At 37.6% G+C, this 17,982-nt stretch carries 9 protein-coding genes, 2 tRNA genes and 4 rRNA genes; 3 read left to right on the top strand and 12 right to left on the bottom strand.

Annotation, left to right across the window (positions count from 1 at the left end):
• Positions 1-3: 3 nt before the first annotated feature.
• Genes AC1QSP_RS07250 through carB form a run of 3 tightly spaced genes read left to right on the top strand, consistent with a single transcriptional unit; the run spans position 4 to position 5,463 of the window.
• Positions 4-1,140, top strand: a complete 1,137-nt coding sequence (locus AC1QSP_RS07250) for an aspartate aminotransferase family protein (protein WP_322971950.1) — start codon at positions 4-6, stop codon at positions 1,138-1,140.
• Complete coding sequence (carA, locus tag AC1QSP_RS07255) at positions 1,133-2,221, top strand: glutamine-hydrolyzing carbamoyl-phosphate synthase small subunit (RefSeq protein WP_484078159.1); 1,089 nt, start codon at positions 1,133-1,135, stop codon at positions 2,219-2,221. The genes AC1QSP_RS07250 and carA overlap by 8 nt, the downstream gene beginning before the upstream one ends.
• Positions 2,222-2,232: 11 nt before the next feature.
• Positions 2,233-5,463 (top strand): carbamoyl-phosphate synthase (glutamine-hydrolyzing) large subunit, encoded by a 3,231-nt coding sequence (gene carB, locus AC1QSP_RS07260; protein ID WP_484078160.1) that lies wholly within the window; start codon positions 2,233-2,235, stop codon positions 5,461-5,463.
• Positions 5,464-5,654: 191 nt separating this feature from the next.
• Here carB and AC1QSP_RS07265 read toward each other — a convergent pair whose 3' ends face one another.
• From AC1QSP_RS07265 to AC1QSP_RS07320, 12 genes are all read right to left on the bottom strand, one after another.
• Positions 5,655-6,296 carry a hypothetical protein gene (locus AC1QSP_RS07265; RefSeq protein ID WP_484078161.1) on the bottom strand — a complete coding sequence of 214 codons (642 nt, stop codon included), beginning with the start codon at positions 6,294-6,296 and terminating at the stop codon, positions 5,655-5,657.
• A gap of 57 nt (positions 6,297-6,353) precedes the next feature.
• Positions 6,354-6,794 (bottom strand): hypothetical protein, encoded by a 441-nt coding sequence (locus tag AC1QSP_RS07270; protein ID WP_484078162.1) that lies wholly within the window; start codon positions 6,792-6,794, stop codon positions 6,354-6,356.
• 22 nt (positions 6,795-6,816) lie between these two features.
• Entirely contained in the window at positions 6,817-8,022 is a 1,206-nt protein-coding gene (locus tag AC1QSP_RS07275) for an IS256 family transposase (protein WP_225539945.1), read from the bottom strand.
• Positions 8,023-8,095: 73 nt separating this feature from the next.
• Positions 8,096-8,722, bottom strand: a complete 627-nt coding sequence (locus AC1QSP_RS07280) for a DUF3667 domain-containing protein (protein WP_484078163.1) — start codon at positions 8,720-8,722, stop codon at positions 8,096-8,098.
• Positions 8,723-8,811: 89 nt separating this feature from the next.
• Positions 8,812-8,919 (bottom strand): 5S ribosomal RNA (rrf, locus tag AC1QSP_RS07285).
• Between the two features lie 91 nt (positions 8,920-9,010).
• A 5S ribosomal RNA gene (gene rrf, locus AC1QSP_RS07290) occupies positions 9,011-9,118 on the bottom strand.
• A gap of 146 nt (positions 9,119-9,264) precedes the next feature.
• A 23S ribosomal RNA gene (locus tag AC1QSP_RS07295) occupies positions 9,265-12,041 on the bottom strand.
• Positions 12,042-12,257: 216 nt separating this feature from the next.
• A tRNA-Ala gene (locus AC1QSP_RS07300) sits at positions 12,258-12,331 on the bottom strand.
• 34 nt (positions 12,332-12,365) lie between these two features.
• A tRNA-Ile gene (locus tag AC1QSP_RS07305) sits at positions 12,366-12,439 on the bottom strand.
• Positions 12,440-12,610: 171 nt separating this feature from the next.
• A 16S ribosomal RNA gene (locus AC1QSP_RS07310) occupies positions 12,611-14,127 on the bottom strand.
• The 16S, 23S and 5S rRNA genes sit together here with 2 tRNA genes alongside, the layout of an rRNA operon.
• A gap of 1,199 nt (positions 14,128-15,326) precedes the next feature.
• A complete protein-coding gene (locus AC1QSP_RS07315) occupies positions 15,327-16,268 on the bottom strand; it encodes a YihY/virulence factor BrkB family protein (protein WP_484078164.1) in 942 nt (313 codons plus the stop codon).
• Between the two features lie 97 nt (positions 16,269-16,365).
• Positions 16,366-17,979 (bottom strand): 2-oxo acid dehydrogenase subunit E2, encoded by a 1,614-nt coding sequence (locus tag AC1QSP_RS07320; RefSeq protein WP_484078165.1) that lies wholly within the window; start codon positions 17,977-17,979, stop codon positions 16,366-16,368.
• Positions 17,980-17,982: the final 3 nt, after the last annotated feature.

Consider the following 17,982-nt stretch of genomic DNA (forward strand, 5'->3'; position numbering starts at 1 on the left):
AAAATGAAACTATTCGACGTATATCCATTAATGAACGTAACTCCGGTTAAAGCTAAAGATTGTATTCTTTGGGATGAAAACGGAAAAGAATATTTAGACTTATACGGTGGTCACGCAGTGATCTCGATCGGGCATGCACACCCTCACTATGTGCAAAAAATTACAGAACAAGTCAACAATATCGGATTTTACTCTAACTCTGTTCAAATTCCAATTCAAACAGAATTAGCAGAGAAATTAGGGAAATTATCAGGATATGATGACTATACCTTATTCTTATGTAACTCTGGAGCGGAAGCCAACGAGAATGCAGCAAAATTAGCATCTTTCCACACAGGTAAAGATCGTATCATTGCGTTCAACGGCGCTTTCCACGGACGTACATCAGGAACAGTTGCTTTAACAGACAACCCAAAAATTGTTGCACCTTTCAACGCTCACCACAAAGTTTCTTTCGTTGACTACAACATCGATGCAATTAAAGAAATCATTGCAGGTGGAGATGTAGCTGCAGTCATTTACGAACCAATCCAAGGGGTTGGAGGAATCATTTTACCTTCAGACGAATTCGTTCAAGAATTAAGAACTATTTGTACAGAAAACGGCGTGATTTTAATCGCAGACGAAGTACAATCAGGATACGGACGTTCAGGAAAATTCTTTGCACACCAACATTCCAACATCAAAGCAGATTTAATCACAATGGCAAAAGGGATGGGGAACGGTTTCCCGATCGGTGGTGTATTAATCTCTCCTGAATTTAAAGCGTCTTACGGTTTATTAGGAACAACTTTCGGAGGAAACCACTTAGCATGTGCGGCAGCTGTTGCTGTTTTAGATGTGATCGAGCAAGAAAACTTAATCGAAAACGCAAAAGAAATCGGTGAATACATCGGTATTCAATTAAATAAATTCCCTAAAATTCAAGAAGTTCGTGGTCGAGGATCAATGATCGGAATCGAGTTCGACTTCCCAATTGCGGAATTAAAGAAAAACTTACTAGCGAAACACAACATTTTTGTGGGATACGCTGGAACAAATGTAATCAGATTACTACCACCACTTACTATTACAAAACAATACGTAGATAAATTCATATCAGCATTAGAAACTGAAATTAACATTATCATCAATGGATAAGACAGTAAAATTAGTATTCCAAGACGGATTAGAGATCGAAGGTAAATCTTTCGGTGCTTACACTTCTGCCGCAGGAGAAGTAGTATTCAACACAGCATTAGTTGGATACAATGAAAGTTTGACTGACCCTTCTTATAAAGGTCAGATTATGGTAATGACAGCTCCAATGATCGGAAACTATGGTGTTCCAGACGATAAAGCGATGATTGAATCAATCGAAGCTTGGATGGAATCAAACAAAATCCAAGTAACTGGTTTAGTAATTTCTTATTACGCTGATGATTACTCACACTGGAACGCGATTCAAAAATTAGGTGCTTGGTTAGAAAGCCAAAATATCCCTGGAATCTACGGTGTAGATACACGTATGATTACAAAGAAATTACGTGAGCAAGGTTCTACTTTAGGTAAAATCGTAGCAGATACAGACGTAGAATTTTACAATCCAGATTTAGATAATTTAGTGGATCAAGTTTCTTGTAAAGAAGTGATTCGTTACAATGAAGGTGCTGATGTAAAAATTGTTTTAATCGACTGTGGGGTGAAGAATAACATCATCCGTTGTTTCACCAACCGCGGTGTTGAAGTAATTCGTGTGCCTTGGGATTACGATTACTCAACGTTAGAGTATGACGGATTATTCATTTCGAATGGACCTGGAGATCCTGCTTTATGTGTGCCTACAATCAACAACATCAAAGAATCTTTAAAAGGGGATAAACCAATCTTTGGGATTTGTTTAGGGAACCAATTGGTAAGTTTAGCAGCTGGTGCATCGACATTCAAATTAAAATATGGACACCGTTCGCACAACCAACCAGTACAATTAGTGGGTACAAAAAAATGTTTCATCACTTCACAAAACCACGGTTTCGCAGTGGATGATTCTAAATTACCAGAAGGATTTAAAACATTCTTCACGAATTTAAATGATGGAACGTGTGAAGGGATTCGTCACGAGTCTAAACCAATTTTCACAGTTCAATTCCACCCAGAAGCCATGGGAGGTCCAGTGGATACAGAGTATTTATTTGATGAATTCATCGAAGAAGTAAAAAAATATAAAAGCGCTAACGCATAATCAGAATCACGATGTTAAAAAAAGATATTAAAAAAGTATTAGTATTAGGATCAGGAGCATTAAAAATTGGTCAAGCGGGTGAGTTTGACTACTCTGGTTCTCAAGCGTTAAAAGCCTTAAAAGAAGAAGGAATTAAAACAGTTTTAATCAATCCAAATATTGCAACTGTTCAAACTTCTGAAGGTATTGCAGACGAAGTTTACTTCTTACCTGTTACCCCTTACTTTGTAGAAGAAGTAATTAAAAAAGAAAAACCAGACGGTGTTTTAGTTGCCTTTGGAGGACAAACAGCTTTAAACTGTGCGGTTGAATTAAATAAAGAAAACATCTTTGAAAAATACGGTGTTGAAGTTTTAGGAACACAAATTCCTGTCATTGAAGCAACTGAAGACCGTGATATTTTCATCGAAAAATTAGACCAAATTGGTGTTTTAACAGCGCGTTCAGAAGCGGTTGAAACAGTGGAAGCAGCAATGGAAGCTGGAAAACGTATCGGTTTCCCATTAATCATCCGTGCAGCTTACGCTTTAGGAGGTTTAGGTTCTGGTTTCGCGAACAACGAAGAGGAATTATTAGAATTAGTTGAAAAAGCATTCAACTATTCTTCTCAAGTTTTAGTGGAAGAATCATTAAAAGGATGGAAAGAAATTGAGTACGAAGTGGTACGTGATGCGTACGATAACTGTATTACCGTTTGTAATATGGAAAACTTCGATCCAATCGGTGTTCACACGGGTGAGTCTATCGTAATCGCTCCATCTCAAACGTTATCAAACTCAGAATACCACAAATTACGTGAAGTTGCTATTCGTACAATCCGCCACCTTGGTGTAGTTGGAGAATGTAACATTCAATACGCATTTGATACAGTTTCTGAAGAATACCGTGTAATTGAGGTGAACGCTCGTTTATCGCGTTCTTCTGCCTTAGCATCTAAAGCTACGGGTTACCCTTTAGCTTTCGTAGCGGCTAAATTAGCATTAGGATACTCTTTATACGAATTAAAAAACAGTGTAACGCAAACCACATCTGCGATGTTCGAGCCAGCGTTAGATTACTGTGTAGTTAAATTACCTCGTTGGGACTTAAACAAATTCTACGGCGTTCGTCGTAACATCGGTTCTGCCATGAAATCAGTTGGTGAGGTAATGGCCATCGGACGTTCTTTCGAAGAAGCAATTCAGAAAGGGGTTCGTATGTTAGACATCGGACACAGAGGTTTTGTTGCCAACTCATTCACTATTCCAGAAGGAGAATCATTAGATACGTGGTTAGCTGAACCAAATGATGAGCGTTTATACGCGATTACTGAAGCGTTCAAAGCGGGATATTCAATTGAGAAAATCCACGATTTAACGAAAATCGATTTATGGTTCTTACAACGTTTAGAAAGAATTTTCAACATTTCGAAAGAATTTGAAGCCTTAGAAAGATTTGAACAAGTGGATGCTGACTTAGTGAAAAAAGCAAAATTAGCTGGTTTCTCTGATCAACAAATCGCTGTTTTAGTAAAAGGTAACCAAAATGTTCACCGTAACGAATTAACGGTTCGTGAATTACGTAAGAACTTTGGAATTGTTCCTGTTGTTAAACAAATTGATACGTTAGCAGCTGAATTCCCAGCGCAAACAAATTACTTATATGTAACCTACCACGGAACTGAAAATGATTTACAACCTGAAACTGAAAAATCAGTTTGTATCTTAGGTTCTGGTGTTTACCGTATCGGTTCGTCAGTTGAGTTCGACTGGTGTTCTGTAAATGCAGCACATACAGCGGCTAAAAACGGTTACAAAACAATCATCATCAACTATAATCCAGAAACGGTTTCTACAGATTATGATGAGTCAGATCGTTTATACTTCGAAGAATTATCGTTCGAACGTGTAATGGATATTATGGATTTTGAACAACCAGCAGGAACAATCGTTTCGACAGGTGGTCAAATTCCAAATAACTTAGCGATGAAATTGTACGATGAAAAAATCAATATTTTAGGAACATCTCCTTTACGTATTGATGATGCTGAAAATCGTCACAAATTCTCTGCAATCTTAGATGAATTAGGAATCGATCAACCACGTTGGAAAGAGTTATCTTCGTTAGAAGCTGTTCATCACTTTGTAGATGAAGTTGGTTTCCCAGTTTTAATTCGTCCTTCTTACGTATTATCAGGTGCGGCAATGAATGTTGTATCAAATACGGATGAATTAGATGCGTTCTTAAAATTAGCGAAAGAAGTTTCTCCGGATTATCCTGTGGTAGTTTCTGAATTCGTACAAGGAGCAAAAGAAATCGAATTAGATGCTGTTTGTCAAAACGGAGAAATTGTAGATTATGCAATTTCTGAGCACGTGGAGTTCGCCGGAGTTCACTCGGGTGATGCGACAATGTACTATCCACCTCAAAAAGTGTATATCGAAACAATTCGCCAAATGCGTAAAGTGGCAGCGAAAATTGCTAAACGTTTCGAAATCTCTGGACCAATGAACATTCAGTTCTTATCGAAAAACAATACTGTTCGTGTAATCGAAACAAATATTCGTGCTTCTCGTTCGTTCCCATTCGTATCGAAAGTAGCAGGAAATAACTTAATCGAAAAAGCGACAAAAGTTTTATTAGGAATTGAAGTAGAAAAAGGTAAATCAGAAGTTGTTTACGATTTAGATTACGTTGGGGTTAAAGCCTCTCAGTTCTCATTTACTCGTTTAGCTGGTGCTGACCCTGTTTTATCAGTAGATATGTCATCTACAGGTGAAGTTGGATGTATTGGAGATACAGCGGAAGAAGCTTTATTAAAATCAATGTTATCGGTAGGATACGAAATTCCTGAGAAAACTGTTTTAATTTCTGGAGGACCAATTGAATCTAAAGTGGCTTTATTAGCTCCTGCGAAACAATTAATCGAGAAAGGATACAAAATCTACGCAACAGAAGGAACACACAAATTCTTTATGGATAATGATGTATATTCGACGTTAGTGTACTGGCCATCGGATAAAAAAGAACCTAACGTTATGTCTTACTTACACGATAAGAAAATTGATATGGTAATTAACATTCCGAAAAATTTAACAAAAGCGGAATTAGATAACGATTACCAAATTCGTCGTACAGCAGTAGATTTCAACATTCCTTTAGTTACGAATGCACGTTTAGCTTCGGCTTTCATCAACGCATTTACAACGTTAACAATGGATGATTTAAAAATCAAAACTTGGAACGAATATCGAAATAAATAGAAATTAGAATCTATATATTAGAAGTTAAAAAAGCCTCGCAATTGCGAGGCTTTTTTATTTGTTTCACATAAAGAGATGAGTAGTAGAATGAGAAGCTGAACTAAATTCAGCTTAACGATTGTGCCTAAAATATAGATTTAAAATCTTGATTTTTTGGTTCGTTTTTTTATCAAGAAAAAAATGAACATAATTTATCTTCTTTTTAAATAAAAGAAAAAGATACTGGTTATTAGAAATATTGTCGAAGTTAAAAATCCAAACAAATAATTCTTACTTTTTTGTTTTTCATTATCGATCTGCAATTTTTGACTTTTAATTTTATCCTCGAACTTAATTAATAATTCATTATTAGAATCTAAATATTCTCCATAATAATCAACATCGATTAAATCTTTCTTTTCTTTGAAGAAATTATTTTCTAAAATATTCAAAGAATCTAACTCTTGTTTTTCAACTAAATCTAGTTTTAAAGTTCTAGAACAAATATCAGTATATGTGCCATATTCTTCTCTTTTTCCATATACAACATAATTTTTATCTAGTTGAAACGAACTTCCACAACCTCCAAACATATTCCTAAGAGGTGAATAAATAGTTGTAAATTTCTTTCTTGAACTATCTTCCCATTTTCTTTTAAAATCCTTTTCAATTTCAAAAGTATAAGCATAAACAGGATTGGAAGAAAAATCATATTTAGATGAATCAACCGCTATTACTTTTCCTATGAATATGGCATCAGAATTTTCATATGATGTTTTTATAGAAGAAAATGCACAACTACATCCAAATGCAGAACTAGAAAATATCACGAGTAAAAAGAATATATATTTCATAAATGATTAGCTATATTCTAATATACAAAAAGCCACACAAATGAGTGGCTTAGTAATTTACATATTTAAAAAAGCATAAATTAATAAAAAAATCAACAATATAGTAAATATGATAGTATTGATAAATAATGCCATTGATAATTTAACGAAATTAATGTATTTATTACCTGTATAAAGGACATTGGCACCTTTGTAAAAAATATAGATTAAATAAATTGATAGGATAAAATTAAGGCATCCAATAAAGAAACTGATGATTCCTATATCAATCCAATCGGAAGTTCTAGATAATATCGTAATAAAAGTTATGGATAATAAGAGTATGGAAAAATAATGTAAAGTATATATTCCATGATCAAAGTACCACCATTTCTTCTTGTTGTAAAAAATCCATAATACAAAAGCAAATAATGGCATATAGATGAATAAACCTTTTGGAATGGCAGTTAGTATTTTATTTTTAAACAGACGACACTGTCCAAAATTTTGTGTAAACATATTTCAGATGGGTTTGACTATTTTATAGTTGAACCCTTTTTTCAAATATAGCTAAAAATTGATTTAAAATTAATCCCCAGTTTTGAATTGGTTTTGTCCATTTTTTGGATATCTGCATTAAGGATAAATATACCGATTTTTTAAGCGCATCATCCGTTGGGAAAACCATCTTATTTTTAGTGTATTTACGGACTTTTCCATTTAGATTTTCAATTAAATTAGTGGTATATATAATTTTTCTAATTTCTACCGGAAAGTCAAAAAATACGGTTAATTCGTCCCAATTCTTTCTCCAAGATTGTATTGCATAAGGATATTTTTGATTCCATTTTTCTGCAAAACGATCTAATTCATGCGCCGCCATTTCTCTGCTTGTCGCATTATAAATTAATTTCATATCCGAAGTAAACTCTTTTTTATCTTTCCACACCACATATCGAGCTGAATTTCTGATCTGATGAACTACGCAAATTTGCGTGTTTGTTTGAGGGAAAATATTGCTAATTGCTTGTGTAAAACCATGCAAATTATCGGTTACAGAAACCAAAATATCTTCCACACCACGAACTTTTAAATCTGTCATTACACCTTGCCAAAAAGCAGCAGACTCGTTCTCTCCAAGCCACATTCCAAGGATTTCTTTGTATCCTTCACGGTTTAGACCAACGGCTAAATAAATAGTCTTATTTATCACTTTTCCGGCTTGTCGAACTTTAAAAACGATACCATCCATCCAAACAATGCAATAAACCGATTCTAATGGACGGTTTTGCCAATCTAATACTTGCTGATTCACTTTATCGGTGATGATAGATATCGCAGAAGTAGAGAGTTTATAACCATATAATTCGTAAAGTTCCGATTCGATATCCGATACACTCAGACCTTTAGCGTATAGCGATATCACCATATTTTCGACTGAAACTGATTTGGATTGATGCTTTGGAACAATTATAGGCTCAAAACTACCCTCTCGATCACGTGGAACTTCTATTGTAGATTCTCCGTATTCGCTTTTTATACGTTTGGAAGTAGTCCCATTTCGTGAATTAGAATTATCACTTTTTTCATTTTTTGAATAGCCTAAATGTGCTTCAAGCTCGCCATGGAGCATGGCTTCTAATAATTCTGAATGGAGTTCTTTTAGTAATTTACTAAGGTCTTCTTGCGTTTTAACGCCTTCTAATAAACCTTGATCTTTGATCATTTTGCCGACAGATTTCTTCATAACAAACTGTGTTTTATAAATGTAATTAAAAAAAAAATAAAGGTGAGTTATAATAACCCACCCTATTTTATGTTTACACAGTTTTTTGGATACTGCCAAACAGACGTTCCTTATCATTTGCTGTTAATTTACTTTCTTGTAACTGGATGTATTTTTCGGTCAATGGTTTTAATATGGGTGCTTGCTGTTCAACTTTTCGACGTAACTCTTTTGTGTTTATTTCATCATGGCTTAACAACGTTATTTTATTTGCCATTTGTTTTTTTGCTAATTGGTATTCATCTTCTGAAAGTTCTTTGATTAGACGTAAACTATCCAGCTGTTGATTGGTAATTTCAACATTGTTTTTGACATCTGCATATATTTTATTTTGGTCAATTTTTTTAGTTGGAAAAATAGCCATTACAAAAAAGGCTATAAAACTGACAAAAATATATAGTTTAACAGGATTTACCCAACGATTCCTTTTACCAGAAAGATATTCTTTAGTTACCTTTCCAGGTTCAAAAAATAATGTTCTTACAGTTTTCCAAAAACTTCCATCGTAATGGACAAAGTCTTCGATAAAATGGGTAAATAAAAAATGAAAAGGTTGACGGGTTTCTGTATTCTCTTGTCCACAATAGGAACAATAACGATGTTCTACGTGATTTCCACAGTTTTGACAAGAAGAATCTTCTCGTAATTTTCCGTGACTCATTTGTTAATTCTATTAGTACTACTAAATTAACGAGAAACTTTTGGAAATAAAAAAGTCTTTAGAAACGAATCTAAAGACTTCTCGACAAAGACTGGCGACTACCTACTCTCCCGCAATAGCAGTACCATCGGCGCTGAAAGGCTTAACTTCTCTGTTCGGAATGGGAAGAGGTGAGCCCTTTCGCTATAATCACCCTAATATTTTTAAGTGTATTTTTTGTTCAGGTTTACAATCCTGATATGGGATAAAAAATCCCCAACCAAATAAATGATTGAGGATTTAAATAAAGACTGGCGGCGACCTACTCTCCCGCAATAGCAGTACCATCGGCGCTGAAAGGCTTAACTTCTCTGTTCGGAATGGGAAGAGGTGAGCCCTTTCGCTATAACCACCCTAATTTCTTAGTTATTTTTAATTAGGTTTTGTTCCTAATCTATTTTTGACATTATTAGATAATTGAATACAAATACTCTTGCTTATACAATCCAGTATACAATTCAAATAAGATTAACTAACCTTCTCTATGACGGTTAAATTAATATTTGAAAAAGTTTATGGGTAATTAGTACTACTCGACTTTGACATCACTGCCTTTACATCTATAGCCTATCAACGTGGTAGTCTGCCACGACCCTTTAAAGAAGTCTAATCTTGCGGCGAGTTTCGCACTTATATGCTTTCAGTGCTTATCTCATCCAAACGTAGCTACTCAGCGGTGCACCTGGCGGCACAACTGATACACCAGAGGTTTGTTCAACACGGTCCTCTCGTACTAGAGTCAAGTCCGCTCAAACTTCTAACGATCACAACAGATAGAGACCGAACTGTCTCACGACGTTCTGAACCCAGCTCGCGTGCCACTTTAATGGGCGAACAGCCCAACCCTTGGGACCTTCTCCAGCCCCAGGATGTGACGAGCCGACATCGAGGTGCCGAACCTCCCCGTCGATGTGAGCTCTTGGGGGAGACTAGCCTGTTATCCCCGGAGTACCTTTTATCCTTTGAGCGATGGCCCTTCCATACGGAACCACCGGATCACTATGTCCTGCTTTCGCACCTGCTCGGCTTGTTGGCCTCACAGTCAAGCACCCTTATGCCATTACACTCTACGCACGGTTACCAAGCGTGCTGAGGGTACCTTTGAAAGCCTCCGTTACTCTTTTGGAGGCGACCACCCCAGTCAAACTACCCACCATGCACTGTCCTCCCAAAAGGGAGTTAGGCTCCAAGTAAATAAAGGGTGGTATTTCAACAATGACTCCACAAATCCTAGCGAACCTGCTTCATAGTCTCCCACCTATCCTACACATTATTTACCCGAAGTCAATACAAAGCTATAGTAAAGGTTCACAGGGTCTTTTCGTCCCGTTGCGATTAACCGGCATCTTCACCGATACTACAATTTCACCGAGCTCATGGTTGAGACAGTGCCCAGATCGTTACACCATTCGTGCAGGTCGGAACTTACCCGACAAGGAATTTCGCTACCTTAGGACCGTTATAGTTACGGCCGCCGTTTACTGGGGCTTCAGTTAAGAGCTTTGCCGAAGCTAACCCCCTTCCTTAACCTTCCAGCACCGGGCAGGTGTCAGACCCTATACGTCATCTTTCGATTTTGCAGAGTCCTGTGTTTTTGATAAACAGTCGCCTGGGCCTTTTTACTGCGGCTGACTTACGCCAGCGACCTTTCTCCCGAAGTTACAGGTCTATTTTGCCTAATTCCTTAACCATGACTCACTCGAGCGCCTTAGGATACTCTCCTCGACCACCTGTGTCGGTTTACGGTACGGGCTGCACATCTCGCTATTTCTTGGAACAATTTTCAGAGGATTATCACGCCACCCGAAGGATTTGTGTACTATCCCTGCTTTACGCAGGTTCAACGTGCTATTCCGTCAGCACGCACCTCCTACAATCATTCGTCACTTTTATTGAGTGCAGGTACGGGAATATTAACCCGTTTGCCATCCACTACCCCGTTTGGGTTCGTGTTAGGACCCGACTAACCCTAAGCTGATTAGCATAGCTTAGGAAACCTTAGTCTTACGGCGAATAAGTTTCTCACTTATTTTATCGTTACTCATGCCTACATTTTCTTTTCTAAAAGCTCCACCACCCATTACCAGGTGACTTCTGCGCCGTTAGAATGCTCCCCTACCAGTCATACATAGTATGAATCCATAGCTTCGGTAATATGCTTATGCCCGATTATTATCCATGCCGGATCGCTCGACTAGTGAGCTGTTACGCACTCGTTAAATGAATAGCTGCTTCCAAGCTAACATCCTAGCTGTCAATGCAATCCAACCGCGTTTTTTCAACTTAGCATATATTTGGGGACCTTAGCTGATGGTCTGGGTTCTTTCCCTCTCGGACATGGACCTTAGCACCCATGCCCTCACTGCCTAGAAACATATATTAGCATTCGGAGTTTGTCAGGAATTGGTAGGCGGTGAAGCCCCCGCATCCAATCAGTAGCTCTACCTCTAATATACTTCACTAAACGCTGCACCTAAATGCATTTCGGGGAGTACGAGCTATTTCCCAGTTTGATTGGCCTTTCACCCCTACCCACAGGTCATCCGAAGACTTTTCAACGTCAACCGGTTCGGTCCTCCACTTTGTGTTACCAAAGCTTCAACCTGCCCATGGGTAGATCACAAGGTTTCGCGTCTAATACCACTGACTGCATCGCCCTATTCAGACTCGCTTTCGCTTCGGCTCCGTACCTGAAGTACTTAACCTTGCCAGTGACATTAACTCGTAGGCTCATTATGCAAAAGGCACGCCGTCACACTTACGTGCTCCGACCGCTTGTAGGCGTACGGTTTCAGGTTCTATTTCAACTATCTATTCGATATGCTTTTCACCTTTCCTTCACAGTACTAGTTCACTATCGGTCTTTGAGGAGTATTTAGCCTTGGAAGATGGTCCTCCCATATTCGGACAGAATTTCTCGTGTTCCGCCTTACTCGTTATCAACCTTATAACACTTTCGCTTACAGGACTATCACCCTCTTCGGTTAACCTTTCCAGGTTATTCTGCTAGCATTATAAAGTCTTTAGGGCTAATCCGCGTTCGCTCGCCACTACTTACGGAATCTCAATTGATTTCTTTTCCTATTGGTACTTAGATGTTTCAGTTCCCAACGTTCGCTCTGCTTGCGCAGTGACATGTCTTCAACATGCCGGGTTGTCCCATTCGGAAATCTACGGATTAATGCGTATGTGCCGCTCCCCGTAGCTTATCGCAGCTTATCACGTCCTTCATCGCCTCTCAAAGCCTAGGCATCCGCCGTACGCCCTTAGTAACTTTTTTCATAATTTAACCGTCATAATAATGAGCGGTTATGTTAATCTTACTCGTTTTTGTTTAATTGTATACCTTCAATTTGCCGAATTAAATCGTTTAATTATTTAATTCTATATTGCTTTGATTAATTTCTTAATCTCTGTTTGATTGTATGTCGTTAACAATTTCTTGTTATCTTTTTCTAATAATGTCAATGAACTCTTCTTGTCCGTTAGGACTTCGTGGAGAATATCGGAGTCGAACCGATGACCTCTTGCGTGCAAGGCAAGCGCTCTAGCCAGCTGAGCTAATCCCCCTCTTTTTACGTATTACGTACAACGTTAAACGTTGTAGTCTCAGGCAGACTCGAACTGCCGACCTCTACATTATCAGTGTAGCGCTCTAACCAGCTGAGCTATGAGACTCTTTAATACTCTTAAAGAGTGGTCTATATTTCTAGTTTTCAGTAGTTAGTAATGAGTACTTAGATTTTCTAATTACTATTTACTTTTTACTAATTACTAGTATATGACAGTAAAATAAAACCGAACAAAGGTCAATCTTCTATAAATAGAAGAAAATTCGTCGTTCTCTAAAAATGAGATGTTCCAGCCGCACCTTCCGGTACGGCTACCTTGTTACGACTTAGCCCTAGTTACCAGTTTTACCCTAGGCAGCTCCTGTTACGGTCACCGACTTCAGGTACCCCCAGCTTCCATGGCTTGACGGGCGGTGTGTACAAGGCCCGGGAACGTATTCACCGCATCATGGCTGATATGCGATTACTAGCGATTCCAGCTTCATAGAGTCGAGTTGCAGACTCCAATCCGAACTGAGATAAGTTTTCGAGATTCGCATCCTGTCACCAGGTAGCTGCCCTCTGTACTTACCATTGTAGCACGTGTGTAGCCCAAGACGTAAGGGCCGTGATGACTTGACGTCGTCCCCACCTTCCTCTCAACTTGCGTTGGCAGTCTCATTAGAGTCCCCGTCTTTAAACGCTGGCAACTAATGATAGGGGTTGCGCTCGTTGCAGGACTTAACCTAACACCTCACGGCACGAGCTGACGACAGCCATGCAGCACCTTGCATTCTGTCCGAAGAAATATCTGTTTCCAAATACGTCATTATGCATTTAAGCCTTGGTAAGGTTCCTCGCGTATCATCGAATTAAACCACATGCTCCACCGCTTGTGCGGGCCCCCGTCAATTCCTTTGAGTTTCATTCTTGCGAACGTACTCCCCAGGTGGGATACTTATAACTTTCGCTTAGCCACTGAACTTGCGCCCAACAGCAAGTATCCATCGTTTACGGCGTGGACTACCAGGGTATCTAATCCTGTTCGCTCCCCACGCTTTCGTCCATCAGCGTCAGTTGAGGCTTAGTGACCTGCCTTCGCAATTGGTGTTCTGCGTAATATCTAAGCATTTCACCGCTACACTACACATTCCAGCCACTGCAACCTCACTCAAGACCAACAGTATCAATGGCAGTTCCATCGTTAAGCGATGGGCTTTCACCACTGACTTATTGGTCCGCCTACGGACCCTTTAAACCCAATAAATCCGGATAACGCTTGCACCCTCCGTATTACCGCGGCTGCTGGCACGGAGTTAGCCGGTGCTTATTCATATGGTACCTTCAGCTACTCACACGTGAGTAGGTTTATCCCCATATAAAAGAAGTTTACAACCCATAAGGCCGTCATCCTTCACGCGGGATGGCTGGATCAGGCTTTCACCCATTGTCCAATATTCCTCACTGCTGCCTCCCGTAGGAGTCTGGTCCGTGTCTCAGTACCAGTGTGGGGGTTCACCCTCTCAGGCCCCCTACAGATCATCGCCTTGGTAAGCCGTTACCTTACCAACTAGCTAATCTGACGCATGCCTATCCTACTGCGATAAATCTTTCAAAATCTCATCATGCAATGAAATTTATTATAAGGTATTAATCCAAATTTCTCTGGGCTATCCCTTTCAGTAGGGCAAGTTGCATACGCGTTACGCACCCGTGCGCCGGTCTCAAGATAGCAAGCTATCTCTACCCCTCGGCTTGCATGTGTTAAGCCTCCCGCTAGCGTTCATCCTGAGCCAGGATCAAACTCTCCATTGTAAATAATTTCTTTTAGCATTTCTGCTTATGTTTTACAACTTCGAATTTCCTTTAGCTCTATTATTTAAGGATTGACCTAATTTATATTCGGCTTTTATTTCTTCTGTCTATATTGTAATTTCAAATGAACTTCTCAAATCATGCAAACTTCTTTCGTTGTTTGCGGTTGCAAAGGTAATACTTATTTTTAAACTACAAAATCTTTTTTTTTAAAAATTTTTGAAGTTTTATTTTTTCAAGACTTTATTAAGAATAATCTCATCTCTCATTAATAAGTTTACTTCTTCGCGATTTCAAGTTTTCAACACTACTCTTCTTTCGTATTGAGAGTGCAAATATAGGGCAACATATTTCGTTTTTCCAAATGGTTTTGGGAATTATTTTCACTTTTATCCCTAACTCACTGAACCTCGGTGAAATATTTTTTAAAGTGTTTTATGTTTTGGGTTAATAGCTATGGGATAAAGGTTAGTAAAATACAAATTGATATACTGTCTATACCTTATACTGCCTTTATCCTGCCTTTATCCTGCCTTTATCCTGCCTTTATCCTGCCTTTATCCTGCCTTTATCCTGCCTTTATCCTGCCTTTATCTAGGGAGTATCTATTAAAAAGACTGCGAGCTTTTATATTTAATGATTTTATTATCGAAATATTGAAGCTTAGAATTTTTGACAAATTTTATGCGTCTTGCCACTTATCGTCTTACTTCTCGATAAAATTTTATTCATTTCATTTCGAAAATTACTCGAAGTGACGGATAGGTTAGAAGAAAAGTAAATTTTCACTTTTAATTTTTCACTTTTAATTTTTCACTTTTCACTTTTAGTTATTCACTAATCTTTTTACATTTTACATTTTACTTTATACAAAATAACCCAGAACCCACAACCCATAACAATCTAAGGCATAAGACGTAAGGTTTAAGACATAAGGATAAACTTGTCAAGTTGGACTCGTTTCAACTTCTTATCCTATAATAGATCGTAGGGGATCCTGAGACCAACTCAGGATGAACAACTATTAAATTATAAGAATAAAATAATTATCTCATTCTCAAATTAAAAAATTAACAAATTATCTCATTCACCAAATCACTACCTCACTACAATATTAATGCAATACCCATAAAAAAATAAAAGGACTACTCTAGAAGCAGACCTTTTACTCACTTTTGAATAAATATTACAGATTCACACTATACCTCATCATTCAAAAATTTATTTGGATTTTCATTCTGGACAAAAGTTACTTGGCGCAGTTTAGCATTTTTAGTTGGGATAATAGGATATCCCATATGTTCGGCATATACTTTTGTGAATTTAGCTCCCAAGTAAATAATGGTCGCAACATAATAAATCCACAACAATAAAATCACCAACGAACCTGCTGAACCAAAAATCGTTGTGTAACGTGTATTTGAAATATAAATACCGATTAAATATTTAGCGATAAAAAATAATACAGCTGTAAATAAAGCTCCAATTAAAGCAGGTCGCGTTTTAATCTTTGCATCGGGTAACACTTTGAATAAGATATAAAAAATTAATATCGACAATAAAACACTCAACGCATTATTAATCAGAATTACCGTTGCAGAAGTTAATTTTGTGTCCAATTGTAAAGTTGAAAAAATTTCTTCTCCAAATCCAACCAGCACACTATTTAAAATAACCGTGGTCATTAAAATTAATCCTAAGCCCAAAATCACTGAAAAAGATAATACGCGATTAATGATTTGTTTTAACCATGCTCTTTTAGGCACTGCTTCTACTCTCCAAATAAGATTGAGTGAATCTTGCATATCAGTAAACATCGTCGTTGAACCAAACAGTAGAACTCCAATACCTATATATAAAGCAACCGAACTATCCCCTGATAATGTAGAATTAGCCACAAAATTCTGAATTGATAAAGCGACATCTGGACCTACCACATTTTTCAATTCATAGAATAATCGATTCTCAATAGCATCTTTTTTATAAAACAAACTGGCGCTTGAAATAATAATTAAGATCAAGGGCGACAAGGAGAAAATCGTATAATACGTTAATGACGCGCTCATTTTCATAATGCGATCATCCCCAAATTCGACAATTGTTTGTTTTAATATATTAAAGTAGAATTTTAGCTTATTCATAGAAATTTGTTGGTTAACGTAAATGTACAATTTTTGAAACAAAAAAAAGGCCATTCAAAATGAATGACCTTTATCGATTATGTTAAAATCTTAAATCCTAAACTAACATAGTTACTGGATTCTCGATGTACATTTTCAATGTTTGTAAAAACTGAGCACCTGTTGCCCCGTCTACCGTACGATGATCACATGCTAAAGACAACTTCATTGTGTTCCCTACAACGATTTGACCATTTTTCACGACAGGTTTTTCAATGATTGCACCAACAGATAAAATACAAGAGTTTGGTTGATTGATAATAGAAGTAAATGATTCAATACCAAACATTCCTAAGTTAGAAACTGAGAAAGTCGATTTTTCCATTTCATCTGCTTTCAATTTACGCTCTCTTGCGCGACCTGCATAATCTTTAATTTCTGCAGAAATTTGAGAGAATGTTTTTTGGTCTGTATTTTTAACAACCGGTACTAATAATCCATCTTCTACAGCAACCGCTACTCCAATATTAATGTTTCCGTGTTGTACAATTTTATCATCATACCAAGAAGCATTAATTGCTGGATGTTTACGTAATGCCATTGCACAAGCCTTCACTACAATATCATTGAACGATACTTTCGTATTAGGCACAGTATTTAATTGCTTACGTGCTTCGATCGCATGATCCATATCCAGCTCAATATTTAAATAATAATGAGGAGCTGAATATTTCGATTCTGCTAATCGTTTTGCAATTACTTTTCTCATTTGAGAATTTGGAATTTCTTTATCCTCTCCTGATATAAACTCTTGAACTGGAGCAGCAGCAATTGGAGCAGCTACTTCTGATTTCGTTTCTTTAGGAGTTTCTGCTTTAGCAGCTGGTTGGAAGTTTTCAACATCTTTCTTCACGATACGACCTTGATCTCCTGAACCCTTAACTTCAGCTAAATTAATTCCTTTATCTTTTGCAATTGACTTTGCTAATGGAGAAGCAAAAATACGATCATTCGACGTTTGAGTTGGCTCGACAGCTAACTCCACCACTACTGGTTTTTCGTCTTCAATCACTTCAGTTTTTGATTCTTGAACTGGAATTTGACCTCCATTTGCTACAAGAGCTGAAACATCTGTTCCTTCTTCACCTATAATTGCTAATACTGTATCTACAGGTGCAGGTTCGTTTTCTTTAGCCCCTTGATATAATAAAACACCATCAAATTCAGATTCGAATTCTTGTACTGCTTTATCCGTTTCAATTTCGGCTAAAATATCACCTTCTGAAATTTTATCTCCAACATTTTTATGCCAAACAACCACTGTCCCTTCTTCCATTGTATCTGAAAGACGAGGCATTGTGACTACATTTACATTAGATGGAATTTCTGCAGGTGCAGAAGCAGGTTGTTCTGAAACTACAGGAGTTTCTTGTTTTACCTCTACTTCTGATCCTTGAGTCGATTCACCATTGATAAGCGCTGAAATATCTTCCCCTTCGTTTCCGATTACTGCTAAAATTGTATCAACAGCAGCAGGCTCATTTTCTTTTGCCCCTTGAAATAATAAAACACCATCGTATTCGGATTCGAATTCTTGAATTGCTTTATCTGTTTCTATTTCGGCTAAAATATCCCCTTCTGAAACTTTATCTCCAACATTTTTATGCCACTTTACAACAGTACCTTCCTCCATTGTATCGCTTAAGCGCGGCATTGTAATAATTTCTGCCATGGT

The organism is Faecalibacter sp., from assembly GCF_057177045.1.